18 protein-coding genes and 1 pseudogene are annotated in these 23,190 nt (G+C 58.1%); 7 read left to right on the top strand and 12 right to left on the bottom strand.

The features are described from left to right. Nucleotides 1–741: 741 nt before the first annotated feature. A pseudogene (locus BLU25_RS18430) lies at nt 742–1,017 on the bottom strand (transposase); the annotation flags it as partial. A gap of 475 nt (nt 1,018–1,492) precedes the next feature. On the opposite strand from BLU25_RS18430, the gene BLU25_RS18425 reads away from it, so the two are divergent. From BLU25_RS18425 to BLU25_RS18415, 3 genes are all read left to right on the top strand, one after another. After that, nucleotides 1,493–5,353 carry a sensor domain-containing protein gene (locus BLU25_RS18425; RefSeq protein ID WP_083369871.1) on the top strand — a complete coding sequence of 1,287 codons (3,861 nt, stop codon included), beginning with the start codon at nt 1,493–1,495 and terminating at the stop codon, nt 5,351–5,353. A 98-nt stretch (nt 5,354–5,451) separates the two neighbouring features. Next, complete coding sequence (gene glyA / locus BLU25_RS18420) at nt 5,452–6,705, top strand: serine hydroxymethyltransferase (RefSeq protein ID WP_016779370.1); 1,254 nt, start codon at nt 5,452–5,454, stop codon at nt 6,703–6,705. A 145-nt stretch (nt 6,706–6,850) separates the two neighbouring features. Then, complete coding sequence (locus BLU25_RS18415; protein WP_083369768.1) at nt 6,851–7,405, top strand: hypothetical protein; 555 nt, start codon at nt 6,851–6,853, stop codon at nt 7,403–7,405. A gap of 96 nt (nt 7,406–7,501) precedes the next feature. Here BLU25_RS18415 and yjiA read toward each other — a convergent pair whose 3' ends face one another. The 6 genes from yjiA to katB all read right to left on the bottom strand — a co-directional run bounded on the left by yjiA (nt 7,502) and on the right by katB (nt 14,653). Continuing rightward, on the bottom strand, nt 7,502–8,470 hold the full coding sequence (yjiA, locus tag BLU25_RS18410; protein ID WP_016779368.1) for a GTPase: 969 nt from the start codon (nt 8,468–8,470) through the stop codon (nt 7,502–7,504). Nucleotides 8,471–8,616: 146 nt separating this feature from the next. Beyond that, on the bottom strand, nt 8,617–8,814 hold the full coding sequence (locus BLU25_RS18405) for a YbdD/YjiX family protein (protein WP_007937254.1): 198 nt from the start codon (nt 8,812–8,814) through the stop codon (nt 8,617–8,619). A gap of 15 nt (nt 8,815–8,829) precedes the next feature. After that, complete coding sequence (locus tag BLU25_RS18400; RefSeq protein ID WP_083369767.1) at nt 8,830–10,896, bottom strand: carbon starvation CstA family protein; 2,067 nt, start codon at nt 10,894–10,896, stop codon at nt 8,830–8,832. A gap of 136 nt (nt 10,897–11,032) precedes the next feature. Beyond that, the gene (gene radA / locus BLU25_RS18395; protein WP_083369766.1) at nt 11,033–12,400 is read right to left on the bottom strand and encodes a DNA repair protein RadA; all 1,368 of its coding nucleotides are present in this window, start codon (nt 12,398–12,400) and stop codon (nt 11,033–11,035) included. Between the two features lie 45 nt (nt 12,401–12,445). After that, on the bottom strand, nt 12,446–12,976 hold the full coding sequence (locus BLU25_RS18390; protein WP_016779365.1) for an ankyrin repeat domain-containing protein: 531 nt from the start codon (nt 12,974–12,976) through the stop codon (nt 12,446–12,448). Nucleotides 12,977–13,111: 135 nt separating this feature from the next. Further along, the gene (gene katB / locus BLU25_RS18385; protein ID WP_016779364.1) at nt 13,112–14,653 is read right to left on the bottom strand and encodes a catalase KatB; all 1,542 of its coding nucleotides are present in this window, start codon (nt 14,651–14,653) and stop codon (nt 13,112–13,114) included. A gap of 266 nt (nt 14,654–14,919) precedes the next feature. On the opposite strand from katB, the gene mscL reads away from it, so the two are divergent. Continuing rightward, nucleotides 14,920–15,333, top strand: coding sequence for a large-conductance mechanosensitive channel protein MscL (gene mscL / locus BLU25_RS18380; protein WP_016779363.1), 414 nt, complete (start codon nt 14,920–14,922; stop codon nt 15,331–15,333). A gap of 70 nt (nt 15,334–15,403) precedes the next feature. Here mscL and BLU25_RS18375 read toward each other — a convergent pair whose 3' ends face one another. Beyond that, a complete protein-coding gene (locus tag BLU25_RS18375) occupies nt 15,404–16,180 on the bottom strand; it encodes a ferredoxin--NADP reductase (protein ID WP_016779362.1) in 777 nt (258 codons plus the stop codon). A gap of 373 nt (nt 16,181–16,553) precedes the next feature. Between BLU25_RS18375 and BLU25_RS18370 the strand changes: the two genes are divergently transcribed. Then, complete coding sequence (locus BLU25_RS18370) at nt 16,554–17,267, top strand: helix-turn-helix transcriptional regulator (protein ID WP_081481012.1); 714 nt, start codon at nt 16,554–16,556, stop codon at nt 17,265–17,267. On the opposite strand, the gene BLU25_RS23475 is transcribed toward BLU25_RS18370, so the two are convergent. Beyond that, nucleotides 17,253–17,393 (bottom strand): hypothetical protein, encoded by a 141-nt coding sequence (locus BLU25_RS23475; RefSeq protein WP_016779360.1) that lies wholly within the window; start codon nt 17,391–17,393, stop codon nt 17,253–17,255. The genes BLU25_RS18370 and BLU25_RS23475 overlap by 15 nt on opposite strands. 26 nt (nt 17,394–17,419) lie before the next feature. Between BLU25_RS23475 and BLU25_RS18365 the strand changes: the two genes are divergently transcribed. Beyond that, complete coding sequence (locus BLU25_RS18365) at nt 17,420–18,544, top strand: methyltransferase (RefSeq protein WP_016779359.1); 1,125 nt, start codon at nt 17,420–17,422, stop codon at nt 18,542–18,544. Between the two features lie 247 nt (nt 18,545–18,791). On the opposite strand, the gene BLU25_RS18360 is transcribed toward BLU25_RS18365, so the two are convergent. Genes BLU25_RS18360 through BLU25_RS18350 form a run of 3 tightly spaced genes read right to left on the bottom strand, consistent with a single transcriptional unit; the run spans nt 18,792 to nt 21,467 of the window. Further along, nucleotides 18,792–18,959 carry a DUF2474 domain-containing protein gene (locus BLU25_RS18360; RefSeq protein ID WP_016779358.1) on the bottom strand — a complete coding sequence of 56 codons (168 nt, stop codon included), beginning with the start codon at nt 18,957–18,959 and terminating at the stop codon, nt 18,792–18,794. A gap of 57 nt (nt 18,960–19,016) precedes the next feature. After that, nucleotides 19,017–20,024 (bottom strand): cytochrome d ubiquinol oxidase subunit II, encoded by a 1,008-nt coding sequence (gene cydB, locus BLU25_RS18355; protein ID WP_016779357.1) that lies wholly within the window; start codon nt 20,022–20,024, stop codon nt 19,017–19,019. A 3-nt stretch (nt 20,025–20,027) separates the two neighbouring features. After that, nucleotides 20,028–21,467: a cytochrome ubiquinol oxidase subunit I gene (locus BLU25_RS18350; protein WP_016779356.1), complete on the bottom strand. Its 1,440-nt coding sequence runs from the start codon at nt 21,465–21,467 to the stop codon at nt 20,028–20,030. Between the two features lie 393 nt (nt 21,468–21,860). Here BLU25_RS18350 and BLU25_RS18345 point away from each other — a divergent pair, with 393 nt between their 5' ends. Next, nucleotides 21,861–23,102: an MFS transporter gene (locus BLU25_RS18345; RefSeq protein ID WP_083369765.1), complete on the top strand. Its 1,242-nt coding sequence runs from the start codon at nt 21,861–21,863 to the stop codon at nt 23,100–23,102. The last annotated feature ends 88 nt before the right edge of the window (nt 23,103–23,190 follow it).

The raw sequence follows: 23,190 nt of genomic DNA, 5'->3' as shown, positions 1-23,190 counted from the left end.
GTCATACCTGTGCGATTACTTAGATTTCGCTGGTGGATAGTTGCCGCGATCACTGCCGGACTTGTTGCCTGTGGTGCTTGGCAGATTAGGAACTACCGGACGAGGTGCGTGTTCGTGGCTCGGGCGGCTTGGGTTTTTCGGTTGTTTGCTCATAATCATCGTTTCCTAAATGAGTTGAATATTGAATCGCCCCTTGATTCGTAGACATATCCGAGCAGCCGCTTTTGGCCGGTAGTCGCCCGTTACGATGAACTGAACTCCGCTAAAATTACTGCCATCTGCGACTCGAATCTTGAGTTTGGGCGGCAGCGCATGTAGATACGCGGTCATCGGTGATCGAGCAATGCGCGAAATATAGCGATATCTAGTGATGTATAGCGAAATTCGCTATACATCACTAGATATCGCTAGACCTTCCTATATTTTGTACGCCAGCTCAGTGTGCGGATCGTTAAGAGTGCTGGTGCGGTGCGGCATTGTCGACATTTCTGGGGAGTCAGTTACCTGAGTTTTGCGAATTCGTGCTAGGAGCAGCTCCGATGCCGGCCGCCTTCTTTTGGCCGGTTTTTGCCTCTCGCCACAGGCAGAAAACGGCCCAGAGTGTGTAAAAACGCTCATGGGCCCTATCGTCTTGAAGCATTGACGTTCGTTGGCTGAGTGATCGCACAGTAAATGCCTCGGGTCTGGGTAGCGACCTGGAACAGGTCAACGCTGCTTTACAGCCTCTCGGATGGGCCAAAGTCAGCCTTTTTTTTGCGCCGACAGCGCCTTCATCAAACCATTAACGCCGATGATTTTCATAACCCGTTTCAAATTATAGGCGAGCACATTCAAGCTCAACTCTGCGCTCACTCCGGCCAGCCTTCGGGTCAGGAAGCGCGTCGCACCCATCCATTGCTTTAGCGTCCCGAAGGGATGCTCAACCGTCCGCTTTCGGACTTGCATTATCTCCGGTGATTTGCTCAGCAGGTTCTGCATTTCCTCCGATACAGCATCATGTTCCCAGCGTATATATCTGCATCGTGATACCTGACAAGGAGGCACGCTTAGAAAAGTTAAGTTTTGGAGTTGAAATTGGCTCAAAATCATCAAAACCTAACTAAAATCTTTGCCCTGATGCAGGACTGAGAGCGAAAAAATGCTGGGTAGGCTGGAGAACTAGTAACCGTCAGGGCTCGGCTTCAGATCGTAAAACATGACTAAAATCTAATAGGGTAGATAAGCGTATTGAGCCATGGAGAACCTAGGGTCAGTGACGGGTGAATAAGGCGCGAGCAATGCCCGGATCAGGCCATAGCAGAAAGTCAGGGACTGATCGAGATCAATGCCTGCTCGCAGAAAAAGCACAAATGTAGACGCCAGAATCTACCTGAATGCGCGAGGCAGGGCAAACCAGCGCAGACCAGAGGACTGGCACTTTGCCACAACCCAAGGCATGCTTGGCGCCTTTAGGGGGCCTCGCGCCATTGCCGCCAAATTGCAGGATCACAAGTTGCCCAATGTCACCGCGCCCACTATTGTCAAAGCGTCCAACCCATTATTGGGGACGCCTGTGCGCGGAACGCTGAAAAGTGCATTGGCGGCGCTGGTTTTACTGCTGCTGGCCATGCTGTTCTGGTTGTTGATCGAACAGTTCCAGGAAACCCTGCAGCAAGAGCGCCAGGCCAGCATCAATTACAGTGCCGACCTGGCCGACCACATTGGCCTGAGCATGGCCCTGCGCGCTGAAACCGCCCTCAATCTGCTGCCTGTGGACAAGTCGCCGAAAACCGTGCGCCAGCAACAGGCCCTGGTCAAACAACTGAGCCAGTCCCTGCCCGCCTTGCAAAGCCTGGCACTGGTCAGCCCTGAAGGCGAAATCCTGCTCGACAGCCTGGGCACCAGCCCCGATGCCGCTAACCTGGCGGACTGGATCCGGCACAGCCCGTCGCGCAGCCGCACCGAGGGCTATTACTTCAGCAATAACCGTGACGCCAGCGTCATCTATCTGTTGCTGCGCCAGCCCAGTGGCACCATCAATGGCTACTGGCTGCTGCGCATGAGCCCGGACTTGCTGCAAAACCTGACCCATCAGAATGCCAGCAGCCAAAGGCCGCAATGGCTGGTGGAGAACAGCCAGACCCGCAAAGTCCTCAGCCGGGCGGATAAAAACGTCACCCCTGCCTCCACCCTGAACCCGGAGGATGAAGAAGACACCGTTCTGTTGACGCCCATCAACCACAGCGACTGGCAACTGCGCGGGCTGTTCAATGACCGCCAGGCGATCGAGCACCTGCTGCCCGGGCTGATTGGCAAATGCCTGCTTGGCCTGCTGTTTTCATTGCTGCCGATCATTGCCCTGCTGAACATGCGCCGCCGTCAGCGCCAGCTGCATGAAGGCCGGCGGCGCTATCACGATATTTTCGAAGGCACCGGCGTCGCCCTGTGCGTGCTCGACCTGTCCAGCCTGCCGGGGTTTCTCGACCGCGAAAAACTTCACAACGGCGACGCCCTCAAACAATGGCTGGGCGATCACCCCGAGCATCGCCGTCAATTGTTCGAGCAATTGCGCATCACCGAGGTCAATCAGGTAGCCATGCAACTGCTGGAGGTCGACTCCGGTGATGGCGCCTGGCACAAGCTGATCAACGGTTGCCCGTCGACCAGCACGGCCATTGGCTATCAGATCGTCGAGGCCGTGCTTGAGCAACAACAGCAACTTGAGCTGGAAATAAAACTTACCGATGCCAATGGCCGCGACCAGCATTTATGGCTGGTGCTGCGCCTGCCTGCGGATCACGAGGATTACCACGCGGTGATCCTGAGCATCAGCGACATTACCAGCCGCAAGCTGATCGAACTGTCCCTGCAAGAGCGCGAGAGTTTCTGGTCCGATGTGGTGCGCACCGTGCCCGACCATCTTTATGTACAAAATGTGATCAGCCAGCGGATCATCTTCAGCAACCACCACCTGGGTCATACCCTGGGTTATAGCGCGGTCGAGCTGCAAGAAATGGGCGCGTACTTCTGGGAGTTGCTGCTGCACCCCGAAGACGCCGAGCGTTATCACCAGTTGCGCAAAGAGCAGCGGGAAAACGGCTACAAGCAACTGCTGCAATGCCAGTTGCGCTTTCGCCATCAGCAAGGCACCTGGCGGCGCTTCGACATCCGCGAGCAGGCGTTCGCCCGTGACACTGGCAACCAGGTCACGCGCATTGTCGGGGTGGCCAAGGACATCACCGACCAGATCGAAGCCAGCGAGTCATTGCGTGACAGCGAGCAACGCTACCGGATGCTGGCCGAAAGCATCAGCGACGTGATTTTCTCGACCGACAGTTCGTTGCGCATGAACTACCTGAGCCCGTCCATACAAACCGTATTGGGGTATGAGGCGCAGTGGGTGTTCGACAATGGCTGGCAATCGATCATCGCCACCCCACAACAACTGGAAGGGGTCAACAGCCTGATCGAGCGCATCCGCGCCGCACTGCACAAGCCCCAGCAACTGTCGGCCCTGCGCGCCCAGGTACAAACCCAGCTGTTTTTGTTCGACTGCCTGCGCGCCGACGGCCACAAGGTGCCCATCGAGTTGCGCCTAGTTCTGGTGTGGAATGAGAACGATGGTTTTGAGGGGATTCTGGGCGTAGGCCGCGACATGAGTCAGCAGCGCCGCGCCGAAAAAGACCTGCGCATGGCCGCCACGGTGTTTGAACACTCCACCTCGGCCATCCTCATTACTGACCCCGCTGGCTATATCGTGCAGGCCAACGAAGCCTTCAGCCGGGTCAGCGGCTACGCCGTGGCGCAGGTGCTCGACCAGCTGCCAAGCATGCTCACCGTCGATGCCCAGCAGCGTGCGCACCTGACCTATGTGCTCAAGCAACTGCATGTGCATGGCACTTGGGAGGGTGAAGTCTGGCTCAAGCGCCTGAACGGCGAACACTACCCGGCCTGGGTCGGCATCACGGCGGTGCTCGATGATGAAGGCGATCTGGCGAGCTATGTGTGTTTCTTCAGTGATATCAGCGAGCGCAAGGCCAGTGAACAGCGCATTCACCGCCTGGCCTATTACGACGCCCTGACCCACCTGCCCAACCGCACCCTGTTCCAGGACCGCCTGCACACCGCGCTGCAACAGGCAGAGCGTAACAAGTCGTGGGTGGTACTGATGTTCCTCGACCTTGACCGTTTCAAGCCGATCAACGACTCCCTGGGCCACGCCGCTGGCGACCGCATGCTCAAGGACATGGCCATCCGCTTGCTGGCCTGCGTCGGTGACGACGATACCGTGGCGCGCATGGGCGGTGACGAGTTCACCCTCCTCCTGCAACCGCGCACCACCCGCCAGCAGGCCTTGAACCGGGCTATCAACGTGGCCGAGCAGATCCTCGCCAGCCTGGTAAAACCTTTCGTGCTCGAAAGCCGCGAGTTTTTTGTGACCGCCAGTATTGGTATTGCCCTGAGCCCGCAAGACGGCAACGAACTCAGCCAGCTGATGAAAAACGCCGACACTGCCATGTACCACGCCAAGGAGCGCGGCAAAAACAACTTCCAGTTCTATCAGGCGGACATGAACGCCAGCGCCCTGGAGCGCCTGGAACTGGAGAGTGACCTGCGCCATGCCCTGGAGCAGCAAGAGTTCATCCTGTTCTACCAGCCGCAATTCAGCGGCGACGGCAAGCGCCTGACCGGCGTCGAGGCGCTGCTGCGCTGGAACCACTCAAGGCGTGGCCTGGTGCCACCTGGCGACTTTATCCCGGTACTCGAGGAGTTGGGCCTGGTGGTGGAAGTCGGCGACTGGGTGCTGGCAGAGGCCTGCCGCCAGCTCAAGCACTGGCACCAGGCCAAGGTGCGGGTGCCCAAGGTGTCGGTGAATATCTCGGCGCGCCAGTTCTCCGATGGCCAACTGGGTACGCGCATCGCCACTATCCTCAAGGAAACCGGCCTGTCCCCGGCCTGCCTTGAGCTTGAACTGACCGAAAGTATCCTGATGCGCGAAGTCAGCGAAGCCCTGCATATCCTCGCCAGCCTGAAAAACCTCGGTCTGAGCATTGCCGTGGATGACTTTGGCACCGGCTATTCGTCGCTCAACTACCTCAAGCAATTCCCCATCGATGTCCTGAAAATCGACCGCACTTTTGTCGACGGCCTGCCCAGCGGCGAGCAAGACGCGCAGATTGCCCGGGCCATTATTGCGATGGCCCATAGCCTGAACCTGGCGGTGATCGCCGAAGGCGTGGAAACCCACGAGCAACTGGACTTCCTGCGCGAACACGGCTGCGACGAAGTGCAAGGCTACCTGTTCGGGCGCCCGATGCCAGCCGAGCAACTGGTGGAACAACTGCAAGCGGCAAGCTCACAGCTGCAAGCTTGAAGCACTCAGATGCACACCGTGAATCGCATTCATATGCCAGATAAAACCCATTGGGTTAGAATGCCCTCCTTTTCTGCCCCCGATCCTTGAGGACCGCCATGTTCAGCCGTGATTTGACACTTGCCAAGTTCGACGCCGACCTTTTTGCCGCCATGGAGCAAGAAGCTCAGCGCCAGGAAGAACACATTGAGCTGATCGCTTCGGAAAACTACACCAGCCCAGCGGTCATGGAAGCTCAAGGCTCGGTTCTGACCAACAAATACGCCGAAGGCTACCCAGGCAAGCGCTACTACGGCGGCTGCGAATACGTAGACGTGGTAGAGCAACTGGCTATCGACCGTGCAAAAGAACTGTTCGGCGCCGATTACGCCAACGTTCAGCCGCACGCCGGTTCCCAGGCCAACAGTGCCGTTTACCTGGCCCTGCTGTCGGCTGGCGACACCATCCTGGGCATGAGCCTGGCTCACGGCGGTCACCTGACCCACGGTGCCAGCGTTTCGTCTTCGGGCAAGCTGTACAACGCCATCCAGTACGGCATCGACGCCAATGGCCTGATCGACTACGACGAAGTTGAACGCCTGGCCGTTGAGCACAAGCCGAAAATGATCGTGGCCGGTTTCTCTGCCTACTCGCAGGTTCTGGACTTCCCGCGTTTCCGCGCAATCGCCGACAAGGTTGGCGCCTACCTGTTCGTGGACATGGCTCACGTAGCTGGTCTGGTGGCTGCTGGCGTTTACCCGAACCCGGTTCCATTTGCTGACGTGGTGACCACCACGACTCACAAAACCCTGCGTGGCCCGCGTGGCGGCCTGATCCTGGCCAAAGCCAACGCCGACATCGAGAAGAAGCTGAACTCGGCTGTATTCCCGGGTTCGCAAGGCGGCCCGCTGGAGCACGTTATCGCCGCCAAGGCCGTGTGCTTCAAGGAAGCCCTGCAACCAGAGTTCAAGGCTTACCAGCAACAAGTGGTGAAAAACGCTCAGGCAATGGCTTCGGTATTTATCGAGCGTGGCTTTGACGTGGTATCGGGCGGTACTGAAAACCACCTGTTCCTGCTGTCGCTGATCAAGCAGGAAATCTCCGGTAAAGACGCTGACGCCGCTCTGGGCAAAGCGTTCATCACCGTGAACAAGAACTCCGTACCGAACGATCCACGCTCCCCGTTCGTAACGTCGGGTCTGCGTTTCGGTACTCCGGCTGTGACCACTCGCGGCTTCAAGGTTGAAGAATGCCGTGAACTGGCAGGCTGGATCTGCGACATCCTGGCTGACATCAACAACGAAGCCGTTATCGACGCCGTTCGCGAGAAAGTCAAAACCATTTGCGCCAAGCTGCCGGTATACGGCAACTGAGTGTAAATAGCTGAATAAAAAGCCCGGCGTTTACGCCGGGCTTTTTTATTGCCTCTGTTATTTTGAAACACATGACTGATCACCTCGCAACAATAACAACCTAGTCTGAACCTTATCGCTTTTTATCGACAACAGAGTTCAGACAATGGCAAACGATACACAACAATCCTTTATCGCCACTCTGCAAGTGCCCAACCACAACCTGAATCTTTTAGGGGCACTTTTTGGCCCGCCGGTCATGGTGACTGACTTGCTCGGCAGTGGCGGGGTTTTTTCCGGCAAACCACAGTTACGGGACGATTCCGCCACAATGGGCCTTCAGTCCCACGCCACAGGCGGGGTCAAGGCGGCGCTCAAGCTATACTTCCGGCACACCGCCAAGGGTTATGAAATACATATCAAACACCCGGGCCAGTATGACCGGCATCGGCTGGGGAAAAACCATATGGATATACTCCATGCGAGAAGTCCGACACTCAAGCATCCACTGACTTTCACATTACTTGACCAAGACAACCGGATAGTTACAGGAAGCAACTTAAATGAAGCCCACACACTGATCACACTTAAAACGCACAACCACAAGTTTATCGGCATCAGAAGAACCAAGAGCTCCCCCCACCAGTACCTTGGCGAAACAACCGAACACCACAAAGCGGTATTTCTTTTAAGTATTATTGCAAGGAGCGTGGCTTATTAATTTCAGCTTAAAGCTGTATGAAACTTCCTTAATCACCTTAAGACATAAAAGCAAAAGCCCCTGACCCTCTCCCGCAGGAAGAGGGTCAGCCATCACTCAGGCCCCAAGCCGCGCAAAACCCTCGCGGATCTTGGCTTCGGGCAGATCATCGGCAATAAACACCATCACGCTTTCCCGCGCCTCGCCTTCGGCCCACTCGGTGTCCCAGTCGAACCCATAAAGCTTCAGCACACCCTGAAACACCAGGCGTCGATCCTCACCGGCAATGCTCAGCACGCCCTTGTACCGCAGCAATTGCTTGCCGTGATCTTCCAGCAACTCGTTCATGAATGCGCTGAGGCTGTCGATATCCAGCGGCTTGTCAGTGCGCAGCACCAGGCTGGAAATGCGGTCGACGGACGCCGCGGGTTGCACCGGGCGCAAACTCAGGCCACCGCCAAGGTCGGCATTGAGGTTGAACCCGCGCACATCCAGCAACTCGGCCAGGTCGATCTTGCCGTGCTCAACCACACGGATCGGCGCCCGGCGGTTGATACGGGTCAAGCGCTCGCACAACGCGTCAAAGGTGGCGTCATCCACCAGGTCGCGCTTGCTCACCAACAGGCGGTCAGCAAAACCGATCTGCGCCTGGGCGATGGTCTGGCTCAAATGCACATCGGCGTGGGCCGCATCCACCAGGGTGATGATGCCGTCCAGCAGGTAACGCTCGCGCAGTTCTCCATCGATAAAGAAAGTTTGCGCCACCGGTGCCGGGTCGGCCAGGCCGGTGCATTCGATCACCAGGCGGTCGAAGGCGATTTCGCCGCTGTCCAGGCGCTCGAGCAGCAGGTACAGCGCCTTGGTCAGGTCGGTGTGGATGGTGCAGCACACGCAACCATTGGCCAGGGTCATGACTTGCACCGGTTCGTCGCCCAGCAACTGGGTGTCGATCCCGGCATCGCTGAACTCATTTTCGATCACGGCGATTTTCAGGCCGTGCTCGGCCTTGAGCAGGTAGCGCAACAAGGTGGTTTTACCGGCCCCCAAAAAACCGCTGAGGATGGTGACGGGGATTGGAGAGGTCATGCAGTGCCTCCTTAAACAAAACGCCAAAACAAATGTGGGAGCGGGCTTGCTCGCGATAAGAACGGCGCGGTGTGTCAGTCACACCGTGCCGCCTGAATCGCGAGCAAGCCCGCTCCCACAGTCAGATACAGCTCAACCCTGACGGGTTAACAGCATTTGGGCCCACCCTTGCCGCCGTAACGGGCTTCCTGGCGCTCACGAAAGAACGCCTCGTAGCTCATCACCGGCTTGTCCGGGTGCTTGGTTTGCATATGCTCGACGTAGTTGTCGTAGTCGGGCATGCCGACCATCAGGCGGGCGGCCTGACCGAGGTATTTACCGAGGCGACTCAGGTCATTGAACATGCTTGCAACCCTCTATCAAACATCCGGCATGGCTTGGTACGGCGACTCTTTATCCGTACGTTCCTTGGTGCCCCATGCAGCGACACCCACTTTGATCGCAAAGAACAGAATGCTGAACACCACGAACAGGAACAGCACGGTCAGACCGGCGTTGGTGTAGGCGTTGATGATCACGTGTTGCATCTGGTCGATATTTTTCGCCGGGGCAATCACCTGGCCGGCTTCCAGCGCAGTGCTGTATTTGTTGGCCAGGGACAGGAAGCCCACCGCCGGGTTGGCGTCGAACAACTTGATAAAGCCTGCCACGGTGGTGCAGATCAGTAGCCAGACAGCTGGCAGCATGGTCACCCAAATGTAGCGCTGGCGCTTCATTTTGATCAGCACAACGGTAGCCAGCATCAGCGCGATACCCGCCAGCATCTGGTTGGAGATACCGAAAAGTGGCCACAGGGTGTTGATACCGCCCAGTGGATCGATCACGCCCTGATACAGCAGGTAGCCCCACATCGCCACACACAGGCCGGTGGCCAACAGGTTGGCGCCCCACGACTCGGTGCGCTTGAGTGCAGGCACAAAGCTGCCCAGCAAGTCTTGCAACATAAAGCGGCCAGCACGGGTACCGGCGTCAACGGCCGTCAGAATAAACAGGGCCTCAAACAAAATGGCGAAGTGATACCAGAACGCCATAGTGTTTTCGCCCGGCAGCACGTTGTGCAGGATCTGCGCGATACCGACCGCCAGGGTCGGGGCGCCGCCGGCACGGGCCAGGACGGTGGTTTCACCGATGTCCTTGGCCAGCGCGGTCAACGCATCCGGGGTAATGGCAAAGCCCCAGTTGGTGATGTTCTGCGCCACCGTGACCACATCACCGCCGACAATGGCTGCCGGGCTGTTCATGGCGAAGTACACGCCCGGCTCGATCACCGAAGCGGCAACCATCGCCATAATGGCCACAAAGGACTCCATCAGCATGCCGCCGTAACCGATGTAACGGGCGTTGCTTTCGTTATCCAGCAGTTTGGGCGTAGTACCCGAGGAAATCAGCGCGTGGAAGCCCGATACCGCACCGCAGGCAATGGTAATGAACAGGAACGGGAACAGACCGCCCTTCCAGACCGGGCCAGTGCCATCGGTGAACTGGGTCAGCGCAGGCATTTTCAGCTCGGGCATGGTGACCAGAATGCCGATCGCCAGCGCAACGATGGTGCCGATTTTGAGGAATGTGGACAGGTAGTCACGCGGTGCCAGCACCAGCCACACCGGCAGCACTGCAGCAACAAAACCATAACCGATCAGCATCCAGGTGATTTGCGTACCGGTGAAGGTGAACACCGGGGCCCACTCAGGGCTCGCCGCAATCTGGCCCCCCAGCCAGATGGAACCGAGCAGCAGCAGCACGCCGACAACGGAGATTTCACCGATGCGACCCGGGCGGATGTAGCGCATGTAAATGCCCATGAACATCGCGATCGGGATGGTCGCCATCACCGTGAACATGCCCCACGGGCTCTCGGCCAGGGCCTTGACCACGATCAGTGCCAGCACCGCGAGGATGATGATCATGATCAGGAAGCAGCCAAACAGCGCGATGGTGCCCGGGATCTTGCCCATTTCCTCGCGCACCATGTCACCCAGTGAGCGACCGTTGCGGCGAGTGGACATGAACAGGACCATAAAGTCCTGCACCGCACCGGCCAGCACCACCCCGGCGATCAGCCAGAGCGTGCCCGGCAGGTAGCCCATTTGTGCGGCCAATACCGGCCCGACCAGAGGGCCAGCGCCAGCGATGGCAGCAAAGTGATGACCAAAGAGAATGTGCTTGTTGGTCGGCACATAGTCCAGACCGTCGTTGTTGAGCACCGCAGGCGTTGCGCGGCTGGAGTCGAGCTGCATCACCTTGGTGGCGATAAACAGACTGTAATAACGATAAGCAACCAGATAGATGGCAACGGCTGCCACAACAATCCACAAGGCGTTGATCGCCTCGCCCCGGCGTAATGCCACTACGCCAAGGGCGCAGGCTCCTACAATTGCCAACACCAGCCACGGAATGTGGCGTAGCAGGCTATTTTTATTATTCATTTTTTAATTCCGGCCAGTTGGACAAGAAAGACTGCCCCCGGAGTTTAGCGCTCTTGGCTCTAAAGACCAGCCCCCAACGTTGGTCTAGAGCCTTCTTTTGCGGTTATTCGGCAGACGACGCAACCCGGTTGCAGATCTACTCGAACAACGCATCCAGCGCCTGTTCCAGACGGGTCACGCCAATCACCTTCAGGCCCGGCGGCGATTCCTTGGGGGCGTTGCCCTTGGGCACGATGGCGCGCTTGAAGCCATGCTTGGCCGCTTCTTTAAGCCGCTCCTGACCGCTTGGCACCGGACGCACTTCGCCCGACAAGCCCACCTCACCAAACACCAACAGGTCGTGAGGCAGCGGACGGTTGCGCAGGCTGGACATTACGGCGGCCATCAACGCCAGGTCAGAGGCGGTTTCCAGCACCTTGACCCCGCCGACCACGTTGAGGAACACATCCTGGTCATGGGTAGGAATACCGCCGTGGCGATGCAGGACGGCCAACAACATGGCCAGACGATTCTGATCCAGGCCCAAGGTAACGCGGCGCGGGTTGGACATATGACTGTCGTCCACCAACGCCTGCACCTCCACCAGCATCGGACGGGTGCCTTCCCAGGTGGCCATCACCACGCTGCCCGGGACTTCTTCCTGAGCACGGGTTAGGAAAATTGCAGAAGGGTTGGAGACTTCTTTCAGGCCCTTATCGGTCATGCCGAACACACCCAGCTCGTTGACCGCGCCAAAACGGTTTTTTACCGCTCGCAACAAACGCAGGCGCCCGTCGGACTCGCCCTCGAAATACAGCACGGTATCCACCATATGCTCCAGCACCCGCGGCCCGGCCAGTGCGCCTTCTTTGGTCACATGGCCCACCAGGAAAATCGCCGTACCGCTGGATTTCGCATATCGCACCAGCAAGGCCGCACTTTCGCGCACTTGCGACACGCCGCCGGGGGCCGATTGCAGCTGCTCGGTAAAGATGGTCTGGATCGAGTCAATCACCATGACCTTGGGCTTTTCGAGCTTGGCGGTGGCGATGATGCTTTCGATACAGGTCTCGGTCATTACCTTGAGCTGATCCTGGGGCAACCCCAGGCGCCGGGCGCGCATGGCCACTTGTTGCTGGGATTCCTCGCCGGTGACGTACAGCGCCGGCATGCGGGTGGCCATCTGACAAAGGGTTTGCAGCAGGATGGTGGATTTTCCGATCCCAGGGTCGCCGCCGATCAATACCACCGAGCCATCCACCAGCCCGCCACCGAGCACCCGGTCCAGCTCGCCGGAGGCCGTGGAAAAGCGCGGCAACTCTTCAATGCTGACTTCAGCCAGGGTCTTGAGCTGGGCCTGTTGCCCGGTCCAGCCGGTACGGCCGCTGGGCGGCGCGGCAGCACCGCTTTCAACGATGGTTTCGACCAGGGTGTTCCAGACGCCGCACTCGCCGCACTGTCCGGCCCACTTGGGAAACGTTGCGCCGCACTCGGTGCAGCCGTAAATGCGCTTGGGCTTGGCCATCTGAACTCCACGGAAAAACCGCGATGATAGCCCACTGGGCCTGGATCAGCGCGCTACCGGCATGCGGATTTCACCATTGACCAGCCGGGCGGCACTGTTGCCTGCCGCGTCTTCGGTATTCAGGTCGGCGCCTTTACGGGACAAGTCATTGAGCAGCTCAACCCGCTTGAACAGTCCCGCATACATGGCCGCCGTCTGCCCTGCACCATTGCGCTGATCGGGGTTGCAGTCAGTCGCCATCAGGCGATGGGCAATCTTGAGTTCGCCCTTGAAAATCGCGCCCATCAGGGCTGTGTTGCCGCGTTTGTCCTGCACACAGGCATTGGCGCCGGCCTTGAGCAAATGCTCCACCGCCTCGGGCTGGCCGTTGTAGGCCGCCAGAATCAGCGCGGTATAGCCTTTGCTGTCTTGAATATCGAGGGTGTAACCGGATTCGATAAAGGTATCGATCATCGCCACATCGCCTCGGCGGGCGGCGTCGAAATAGTAATCCTGAAGCTGGACCCGGACATCGGGACCGTCAGCCAGGCTCAGGCCGCTGATCAACATCAAGGCCAGGGTAATGAAAATACGCATGGTGCTCACCTGAATCAAAAGCCCCTCACCCTGGCCCTCTCCCAAAGGGAGAGGGGACTGACCGCGTGCGTATTCAAAATCACCGCAAATCAGCTCCCTCTCCCTCCGGGAGAGGGTTGGGGTGAGGGTCAGAGGTTAATCCACCAGCTTGGCAGCCAGCGCCTTGACCCGGCCCAGATCGCCTTTGGCCACTTTGGCTACGCCAGTGCCGTATTCGGGATCAGCCTTGTAAAGGAACGACAGGATGATGTGCTTGCTTTCGTCGTCCGTTGTCGCCAACGAGCCGCCGAAGCTTTCAATCAGGTCCTGACGCTCTTTCTTGCTGTATGAGCGGTACAGATCACCGGCCTGCTTGAAGTTTTGCTCACGCTGGATCTTCGCCTGCTGCGTAGTACCCGACAGCGCCATTTCGCTGTAGCGCGCGGCTTGCGGCTCTTCACGCGGCATCAGGCGGCTCGGCTGGTAGTTCACACCCGAGGTGGTGTGGCCCAGGTTCATCGCACCATCCTGGTTGCCATTATTTACCGCGACACGAGGAGCGTTGATCGGCAATTGCATGGCATTGGCGCCCAAACGGTACATCTGGGTATCGGCATAGGAGAACACCCGACCTTGCAGCAAACGGTCTTCAGAAGGCTCGATGCCTGGCACCAGGTTGGCCGGGGCCATAGCGACCTGCTCGGTTTCCTGGAAGACATTGGCCGGGTTGCGGTTCAGGACCATTTGCCCGACTTTGCGCTCAGCCACGTTCGGCCAGATCTTGGTGGCATCCAGCGGATCAAAGTCGAAGGTCTTCAGCTCTTCAGGCTTGAGCACCTGCACATACAAATCCCACTTGGGGAAGTCGCCCTTGTTGATATGCGTGACCAGATCGTTGGTCATGTGGCTGTAGTCCTGGCCCTGAACCTGTGTCACTTGTTTCGGGTCAAGGTTGTTCAGCCCCTGCAGGCTCTTCCAGTGGAACTTCACATAGCGCACGTCACCCTTGGCGTTGACCAGTTTATAGGCATGTACGCCGTTACCGTCCATTTCGCGGTAGCTGGCCGGGGTACCTGCGTTGGAGTACAGCTCGGTCAGGGTACGCGTGGCTTCTGGAACGTGGGAGAAGAAGTCGAAGCGGCGCGAGTCGTCATCCAGGTTGGTACGCGGGTCAGGCTTGAAGGCGTGAACCATGTCCGGGAACTTGATTGCATCACGGATAAAGAAGGTGGGGAAATTGTTGCCCACCAGGTCCCAGTTGCCGTCTGCGGTGTAGAACTTGGTCGCGAAACCGCGCGGGTCGCGCAGGGTTTCTGGCGAGTGGGCGCTGTGGACAACGGCCGAGAAACGCACAAATACCGGAGTGGTTTCGCCCTTGGCAAATACCTTGGCCTTGGTCAGGTCGCTCAGGTCATTGGTCACGGTAAACGTACCGTGAGCGCCGGTGCCGCGAGCATGCACAACACGCTCAGGAATGCGTTCGCGGTCAAAGCGCTGCAGCTTTTGCAGCAGTTGCACGTCTTGCAGCAGCACCGGGCCATTGGCCCCGGCGGTTTGCGAGTTCTGGTTATCACCGACAGCGGCACCGTTGTCACGGGTCAACGTGGCGGCCTGGGCCGTAACCGACAGCAGGCTGGCGCTTAATACACACAGCAGGCGGCGCTGTGAAAGCGCGCCGAAGCCTAGGGGGGTGGTCATGCGAAAGTCCTCTGGTTATTGGTTGCGCTATGGGGCGCTGACCAAAGGCTAGAGGCCTGCGGGGCAAATTCTAAATAGAAAGGTCTCAAGCCAGCCATTGAGAAAAAGGTCTGGTATTGAACCCTTCAATCGCGTAATGAGCGCCAATAGAAAACTTCTGACGGTCAAGCGGGTCGATTGATTACCCGCAAACAGCTGCGCGGGCAAGATCAGCCATGCTGATTTACACTGCACCCACCAACCTCATCTGTAACAAGGAATAACCTATGGGCGTGATAAGTGAGTTCAAGGCCTTCGCGGTCAAAGGGAACGTGGTCGATATGGCCGTCGGTATTATCATCGGCGCGGCATTCGGCAAAATCGTTTCGTCCTTTGTGGGGGACGTTGTCATGCCACCGCTGGGGTTGTTGATTGGCGGGGTGGACTTCAGTGACCTGGCCATTACCCTGAAAGCCGCAGCTGGCGATGCGCCAGCAGTGGTGGTGGCCTACGGCAAATTCATCCAGAGCGTGATCGACTTTATTATCGTCGCGTTCGCTATCTTTATGGGTGTAAAGGCAATCAACCGCCTGAAACGCGAAGAGGCAGTCGCTCCGAGCGCACCGCCACTGCCTTCCAAAGAAGAAGAACTACTGGGCGAAATTCGCGACTTGCTCAAAGTTCAGAATAACCGGCCATAAGTGCTCAATAAAAACAACGGCGCCCTTTGGGGCGCCATTGTTTTTTTGATGTCAAACACAATACAAACAACTACCAATAGTTCTCAACTGCAACTTGTCCTGGCCGACGGCTTAGACTCAATTGCATGTTGCGCGCCTTGAGCAACTTGCGCGTGTCATCGATCATTTGTGGGTTACCACACAACATGACCCGCGAGTATTCACTGCAGAGCGCAATGCCTGCAGCCTGTTCAAGCTCGCCATTTTCAATCAGCGCAGTAAGGCGCCCGTTCAATGCACCGGGAACCTGTTCCCGGGTAACAATCGGTATATAGACCAATTTGTGCGCATACTCGGCCAGGTATTCACGGCTGCATAACCCGGCGATCAGTTCCTGATAGGCCAGCTCGCAGGCATGGCGAGCGCTGTAAACCAGCACGATACGCTCGAATTTTTCCCACACTTCAAAATCCTGCAGGATCGACAGAAACGGTGCAATACCCGTTCCGGTGGCCAGCAACCACAGGTCACGGCCGTCGACAAAGCGGTCCAGGGTCAGAAAACCGAAGGCCTGACGCTCCACCAGCAAGGTGTCGCCAATTTCCAGGCGATTGAGTTCACTGGTAAATTCCCCGCCTGGCACCACGATCGAAAAAAACTCCAGAAACTCATCATGGGGTGACGAGACCATTGAATAGGCGCGCCACACCGTGCTGCCATCGGCCTTGGTCACCCCCAGCCTGGCGAACTGCCCGGCGCGAAAGCGAAAGCCCGGATCGCGTGTGGTACGCAGGGTGAACAGGCTGGGCGTCAGCGGCGTGACGTCGAGGATCGTCTGCTGGGTGAATTTTTCTGCACTGGCAGTCATGGGGCACTCCATTGGCGAATACCCCTAGTGTCGCGCAAAGGCGCGCCGAGAAACACCGATGGTTTGTGCTGGCTTTGCGACACCTTGCCGCGTCGCAAACACGGGGGCAAAGGCGGGCCGGGCGAGAGTGACGCCATGCAGGTTCAGGCGCCAGCCCTATTAATCATCCGGCGACTGCTATATACAGGCACTCAAAAACGCATAACTAAACTTGCCCAAAAAGTGCTCCAACCCCACTTATACCCCAATAGATTCTCATGCAGCAAAAGCAACTTATTAAATACTTAGCAATATCTGAAACAGCACCTAAAATAAAATTATCACCCTCCCATAACATCACCACCCACTGACTGGCGGGCCGTAGGAGCGCCTTATGACTTCACATCATTTAATCAGCCAAACTCCCCCTGTTGTTTGCAGAAGCGAAGCGGAACTTTGTTCAGATACACTCAAACGGATAGAAGAGTACGGCTTTGACTTTTTTTTCTTTCGAATGATCCCTCGACTTGGAAATATCACAACGAATAGCAAAGTAATAACAAACTATCCAAATGATTATGTAGAGCGGTATGAAAAAGGTGCTTTCACCCATAAGAACCCACTTGTAAACCACTGCCAACTGTCGATCGCGCCCATCCTCTGGAGCAGCGAGATCTTTCGCGAAGCCCCAGATCAATGGAAAGCCACGCAAACCTTCGGGCTGACGTATGGATGGTCGCAGTCGGTGCACGACCCCAATGGTGTAGTGAGCATGCTGAGCCTTGCCAGAAGCAGCCATCCGGTGACCGAAGGCGAATTTTCCGAGAAAGCCGCAAAAGTATTGTGGCTCTGCAACCAGCTGCACAGTGCCATGCTCGAACGCTGCCACCTGCATCACCGGCTGGAGATTCATATCATCCGCCTATCGTGCCGCGAGCTGGAGGTATTGAAGTGGACTGCCGACGGTAAAATCGCCTCCGATATCGGCATGATCCTGGGCCTGAGCACCCGGACCGTGAACTTCCATATCAGCAGCGCCATGAAAAAACTGGGTGCCAACAACAAAACCTCCGCAGTGGTCATGGCAGCCAAGTTAGGCCTGTTGTAAACCTGCGCTGCCCAGCGGCAATAAACGCATCAGGTAATCTGCGGTAAAAAAAAGTAAAATCACGGCCACCTGTAAAACCCACGGACTCTTCTGCTTGCCCGGCGCCCTCAGGGCCAGGCCACGCAACAGTTGATTCCTCAGAGTTTGTATAAATGCCCGTGCTAGAAAGCCCTTTCGCCCAACTTCGTCTGATCCGCCAACCCGAGCAGCAAAATGAGCCCTTGCAGGCCTTTGATGCGGCGGATGAGTATTTGCTTAATCACTTGGCCGAACAGGCGCTGCCCGCAAATAGCCGGGTGCTGGTGCTCAATGACAGTTTTGGAGCCTTGGCGGTCAGCCTGGTCGGGACCCTGCAGGTCACCAGCAGCAGTGACTCTTTCCTGGCCATGCAAGCACTGGAAAAAAACCTGGTGCGCAATGGTCATGCTTACGATGCGGTCTCGATCATCCCGGCCAGCGAGCCGCTTATCGGTCCTTTCGACTGTGTGCTGGTGCGCGTACCGAAAACCCTGGCGTTGCTTGAAGAGCAGCTGATCCGCCTGCAAGGCCAACTGGCTCCGGGCGCCCAAGTGATCGCGGGGGCGATGGTCAAACACCTGCCTCGCGCCGCTGGCGACCTGCTGGAACGCTATATCGGTCCGATGCACGCGTCTCTGGCGGTCAAGAAGGCCCGCCTGCTGATCGCCACTGCACAGGGCCTGGGGCCCTTTACCTCGCCGTACCCTACCCGCTACAAGCTGGACAGGCCGGCCATCGAGCTGCTCAACCACGCCAACGTGTTCTGCCGCGAAGACCTGGATATCGGCACCCGGGCGTTCCTGCCGCACCTGCCGAAAAACCTGGGCTCGGCCCGGGTCGCCGACCTGGGCTGTGGCAACGGGGTGCTGGCCATTGCCAGTGCCCTGGCCAACCCGCAGGCACAGTACACGCTGGTCGATGAGTCATTTATGGCCGTGCAGTCTGCGCGTGAAAACTGGCAGGCGGCGCTGGGTGATCGTGAAGTGACTGTGCGGGCTGATGACGGGCTGGCAAGCCAGGCGCCGGACTCACTGGACGTGGTGCTGTGCAACCCGCCGTTTCACCAGCAACAAGTGGTGGGGGACTTTCTGGCCTGGCGCATGTTCCAGCAAGCGCGTGAAGCGCTGGTCGTGGGCGGCGCACTGTATATCGTCGGTAACCGCCATCTGGGCTATCACAGCAAGCTGGCCAAGCTGTTCCGCGGCGTCGAGCAAGTGGCCGCTACACCCAAGTTTGTGATCCTGAAGGCGCGCAAGTAAGGCAGACCCACAGGTTTGCGATGCCCGTCCATGTGGGAGCGGGCTTGCCCGCGATAGCATCACCTCAACCTGCCTGACTCACCGCAGCGCCTGCATCGCAGGCAAGCCAGCTCCCACAGGTTTTGCGATGCCCATCCATGTGGGAGCGGGCTTGCTCGCGAAAGCCTCACACCTACAAAATCCAGCCGAAAAAAAACCCGCCGAAGCGGGTCATAAAACCGTAGCTGCAAGGCAACGGGATGGGAAGTCAGTGGCTTTTCATGCCTGCCGCCGTCATAAACATGCGGATCAGCCAGGCAAATACTGCCAGGGTGGCCACACTGCCGGTCCAGATCACCAGCAGCCAGCCTATGCGTTGCCATAAAGGCTTCTTTTCGCACTCTTGCACGTCGTGTAGATAATCCTTGCCAGCCATGTCGGGCCTCCTCTTGGGGAAAAGGCTGTGGCCCTCGGGCCACAGCGGCACTTGCTACTAGTGATAACCGTCTTCGTGGGTGACCTTGCCGCGGAACACGTAGTAGCTCCAGAAGGTGTAACCCAGAATGAACGGGATGATAAACAGCGTACCCACCAGCATGAAGCCCTGGCTTTGCGGCGGTGCTGCCGCATCCCAGATCGAGATCGAAGGCGGGATGATGTTCGGCCACAAGCTGATGCCCAGGCCGCTGTAACCCAGGAAGATCAGCACCAGGGTCAACAGGAACGGTGTGTAGTGAGCCTTGCGCGCGATTGCCTTGATCAAACCGTACATGGTTACCAGCACCAGGATCGGTACCGGCAGGAACCAGAACAGGTTCGGCAGGGTAAACCAGCGAGCTGCAATGTCAGTGTGCGCCAGCGGCGTCCACAGGCTGACGACACCCATCAATGCCAGCACGGCCAGTGCCAACGGACGACCCAGCTTGTGCATGCGCTCTTGCAGCTCGCCTTCGGTCTTCATGATCAGCCAGGTGCAGCCGAGCAAGGCGTAAGCCACGATCAGGGCAATACCGCAGAACACCGTGAACGGTGACAGCCAGTCCAGCCCGCCACCGGCGTACTGGCGATTGACGACCGGCAGGCCATCAATAAAGGCCCCCAGCGCCACGCCCTGGAAGAACGTAGCCACCAGCGAACCGCCAATAAAGGACTTGTCCCAGATATGGCGTTTTTCCGGGCGCGCCTTGAAGCGGAACTCAAAGGCCACGCCGCGGAAGATCAGGCCCATCAGCATCAGGATCAGCGGCAGGTACAACGCCGACAACACTACCGAATAGGCCAGCGGGAAGGCGCCAAACAGCGCTGCACCGCCCAGTACCAGCCAGGTTTCGTTACCGTCCCAGACAGGGGCGACCGTGTTCATCATCACATCGCGGTCTTTCTCACCCTTGATAAAGGGGAAGAGGATGCCGATCCCGAGGTCGAAACCGTCCATGACCACATACATCATGATCCCGAAGATGATGATGATTGCCCAGATAAGTGGCAGATCAATACCCATGACTCAATTCCCCTTAGTCAGGCTGTCGCTGTGGCCTTCATCTGTACCCTCATGGGCCGCAGACAGAGGACGGGCAGGCGTGCGTTGCTGGCCTGGGCCACCGTGGGTGTCGTCATCGCCTTCGTGAGTGATCGGGCCCTTGCGTACCAGACGCATCATGTAGCCCAGACCCACACCGAACAGCGAGAAATACACCAGTACGAACATGACCAGCGTGATGCTCATTTGCGTGACGCTATGGTTGGACGAAGCATCAGCAGTGCGCATCAGCCCGTAGACCACCCACGGTTGACGACCAATCTCGGTGGTGAACCAGCCCGCGAGGATCGCGATCAGGCCCGATGGCCCCATCCACAGCACCAGGCGCAGGAACCAGCGGTTCTCGTACAACGTGCCACGTTTGCGCAGCCACACACTCCACAGGCCGATAAAGATCATCAGCATGCCCAGCGCAACCATGATGCGGAAGGTAAAGAACACGATGGTCGAGTTCGGGCGATCCGCTGCCGGGTAGTCCTTCATCGCCGGGATTTGCTTGTCCAGGCTATGGGTCAGGATCAGGCTGCCCAGGTACGGCACCTCGATCTTGTAGTCCGTGGTCTCGGTTTTCATGTTGGGAATGCCGAACAGGATCAGCGGCGTTGGCTCACCCGGTTTGTTTTCCCAGTGGCCTTCGATCGCGGCGATTTTCACCGGCTGGTACTCAAGGGTATTCAACCCGTGGGCATCACCGATAAAGGCCTGCACCGGCGCAACCACCAGGGCCATCCACATCGCCATCGAAAACATGCGACGAATGGCCGGCGTGTTGCGACCGCGCAACAGGTGCCAGGCGGCCGAAGCACCGACGAAGAACGCCGTGGCGACAAAGGCAGCCGTGGCCATGTGGGCCAGGCGGTAGGGGAACGACGGGTTGAAAATCACCGCCAGCCAGTCCACCGGAATAACCCGGCCATCAATGATTTCGAAACCTTGCGGGGTCTGCATCCAGCTGTTGGAGGCCAGGATCCAGAAGGTCGAAATCAGCGTGCCGATGGCCACCATGACGGTCGAGAAAAAGTGCATCCCGCGACCGACGCGGTTCCAGCCAAACAACATGACCCCCAGAAAGCCTGCTTCAAGGAAGAATGCGGTGAGTACTTCATAGGTCAGTAGTGGCCCGGTGACTGCACCGGCGAAGTCCGAGAACCTCGACCAGTTGGTCCCGAACTGATAGGCCATGACCAGGCCCGACACTACGCCCATGCCAAAGTTGACGGCGAATATCTTCGACCAAAAGTGGTACAGATCGCGGTAAGTGTCGTCACGGGTTTTCAGCCACATGCCTTCGAGCACCATCAGATAACTGGCGAGACCGATGGTAATGGCGGGAAAAAGAATGTGGAACGACACGGTAAACGCGAACTGAATTCGGGCGAGATCGAGAGCCTCCAAACCGAACATAAGTCTTCCTCTATCAGGTATCAGGTCGTTGGGGACACAGGCATCGCGCCTGTATCCAACTACCCTCGCAAGCCGTGGCCGCAGCGAATCGGTGCCCGCTTTTTATCCACAACCGTAAGGGATCTGGCCGGCTGGCCACCCAGATAAAACCCGAAGGGCTTTGATCTGGATCAAGCATGGATGAAAGAGTAGTCCATTCCTGACACACGGCTAATGTGGTTTGTTGTCGCGTGACATGATGCCTCAGCCCTTGATATAGACCGTTGCAAGAAGTGCAGGGAATCGACGCAAGCCCGCAATGCGGACCTCGGCTGATGTGATGTTTTGAGTCATTTCTTGTTACAAAACAGTGATAATCTCGACCTCCCCTGCCCTCGACCACGATCTTCCTACATGACCAGCCAACCTCTTCTGCTTCGCCGTCATCGGCCATTTGTGGCCTTCTGGTTTGCCCGTATCTTTACCGCCAGTGCATTTCAAATGCTCACCGTGGCCATTGGCTGGAACCTCTACCAGCTCACCGGCAATGTGATGGACCTGGGTTGGGTGGGCTTGATCGAGTTCGCCCCGCGCCTGCTGTTTATGCTGCACACCGGGCATGTGGCCGACCGCTATGACCGGCGCCGAGTGGCTGCCGTGTGCCAGTCGCTACAGGCAATGATTGCCCTGACACTGGCCATCAGCAGTGCCAGCGACCATATCACCCGGGAAATGATCTTTATCCTCGCATTTTTGCTGGGTGCTGCCCGCTCCTTCGAAATGCCCGCCACCCAGGCGCTGCTGCCTTCGATTGTGCCGGTGGAACTGTTCCCGCGGGCCGTGGCGGCGGCACAGGCGGCGCAGCAATCGGCCACCATCGTTGCCCCGGCATTTGGTGGCCTGCTGTATGCGTTTGGCAGCGTGTGGGTATATGGCCCGAGCGTGGCGCTGTACCTGATTGCCGCCCTGTTGATGAGCACCCTGCCCGCCCGTCAGTTGCCGCTGAACAAGGCCAAGGCCACGCTGGACTCGCTGCTGGCGGGCATCCGCTTTATCCGCAGCCGCCCGGACGTGCTGGGGGCCATCTCCCTGGACCTGTTTGCCGTGCTGCTGGGCGGCGCCACGGCGCTGCTGCCGGTGTTTGCCAAGGACATTCTGCTGACCGGCCCCTGGGGCCTGGGCATGTTGCGCTCGGCACCGGCAGTCGGCGCCCTGCTGATGTCATTGTGGCTGGCCAGGTTCCCGGTGGAGCGCAAGGTGGGGCGCGTGATGTTTACCGCCGTGGGCGTATTCGGGGTCGCAACCATCGCGTTTGGCCTGTCGACCTCGTTCTGGTTCTCGTTAGCGGTGCTGGTGGTATTGGGCGCGGCAGACATGATCAGCATGGTGATCCGCGCCTCGTTTGTGCAACTGGAGACCCCGGACGAGATGCGTGGCCGGGTAAGCGCGGTCAATGGCCTGTTTATCGGTGCCTCCAACCAGCTGGGGGAATTTGAATCCGGGGCCACCGCCCACTGGCTGGGCACCGTGCCGGCCGTAGTGCTGGGCGGTGTCGGCACGCTGGTTGTTACCGGCCTGTGGATAAAACTGTTCCCGGGGCTGGCCAATCGGGACCGGATGGTGGAAGAAAAATCTGACTTGCCCCCTGCTGCGTAGCAGCTGACGAGCAGCGCGAGGCTGCGTCCGGCTGCGAAGCAGTCGTAAAGCCATTCAACTCGGTGATTCAGATCTACCGCGACGACCG

It is taken from the genome of Pseudomonas fragi (genome assembly GCF_900105835.1).
Lineage (GTDB): Bacteria > Pseudomonadota > Gammaproteobacteria > Pseudomonadales > Pseudomonadaceae > Aquipseudomonas > Aquipseudomonas fragi.
The sequence above is the reverse complement of the archived record's forward strand: the minus strand, read 5'-3'. Positions and strand labels throughout refer to the sequence as shown.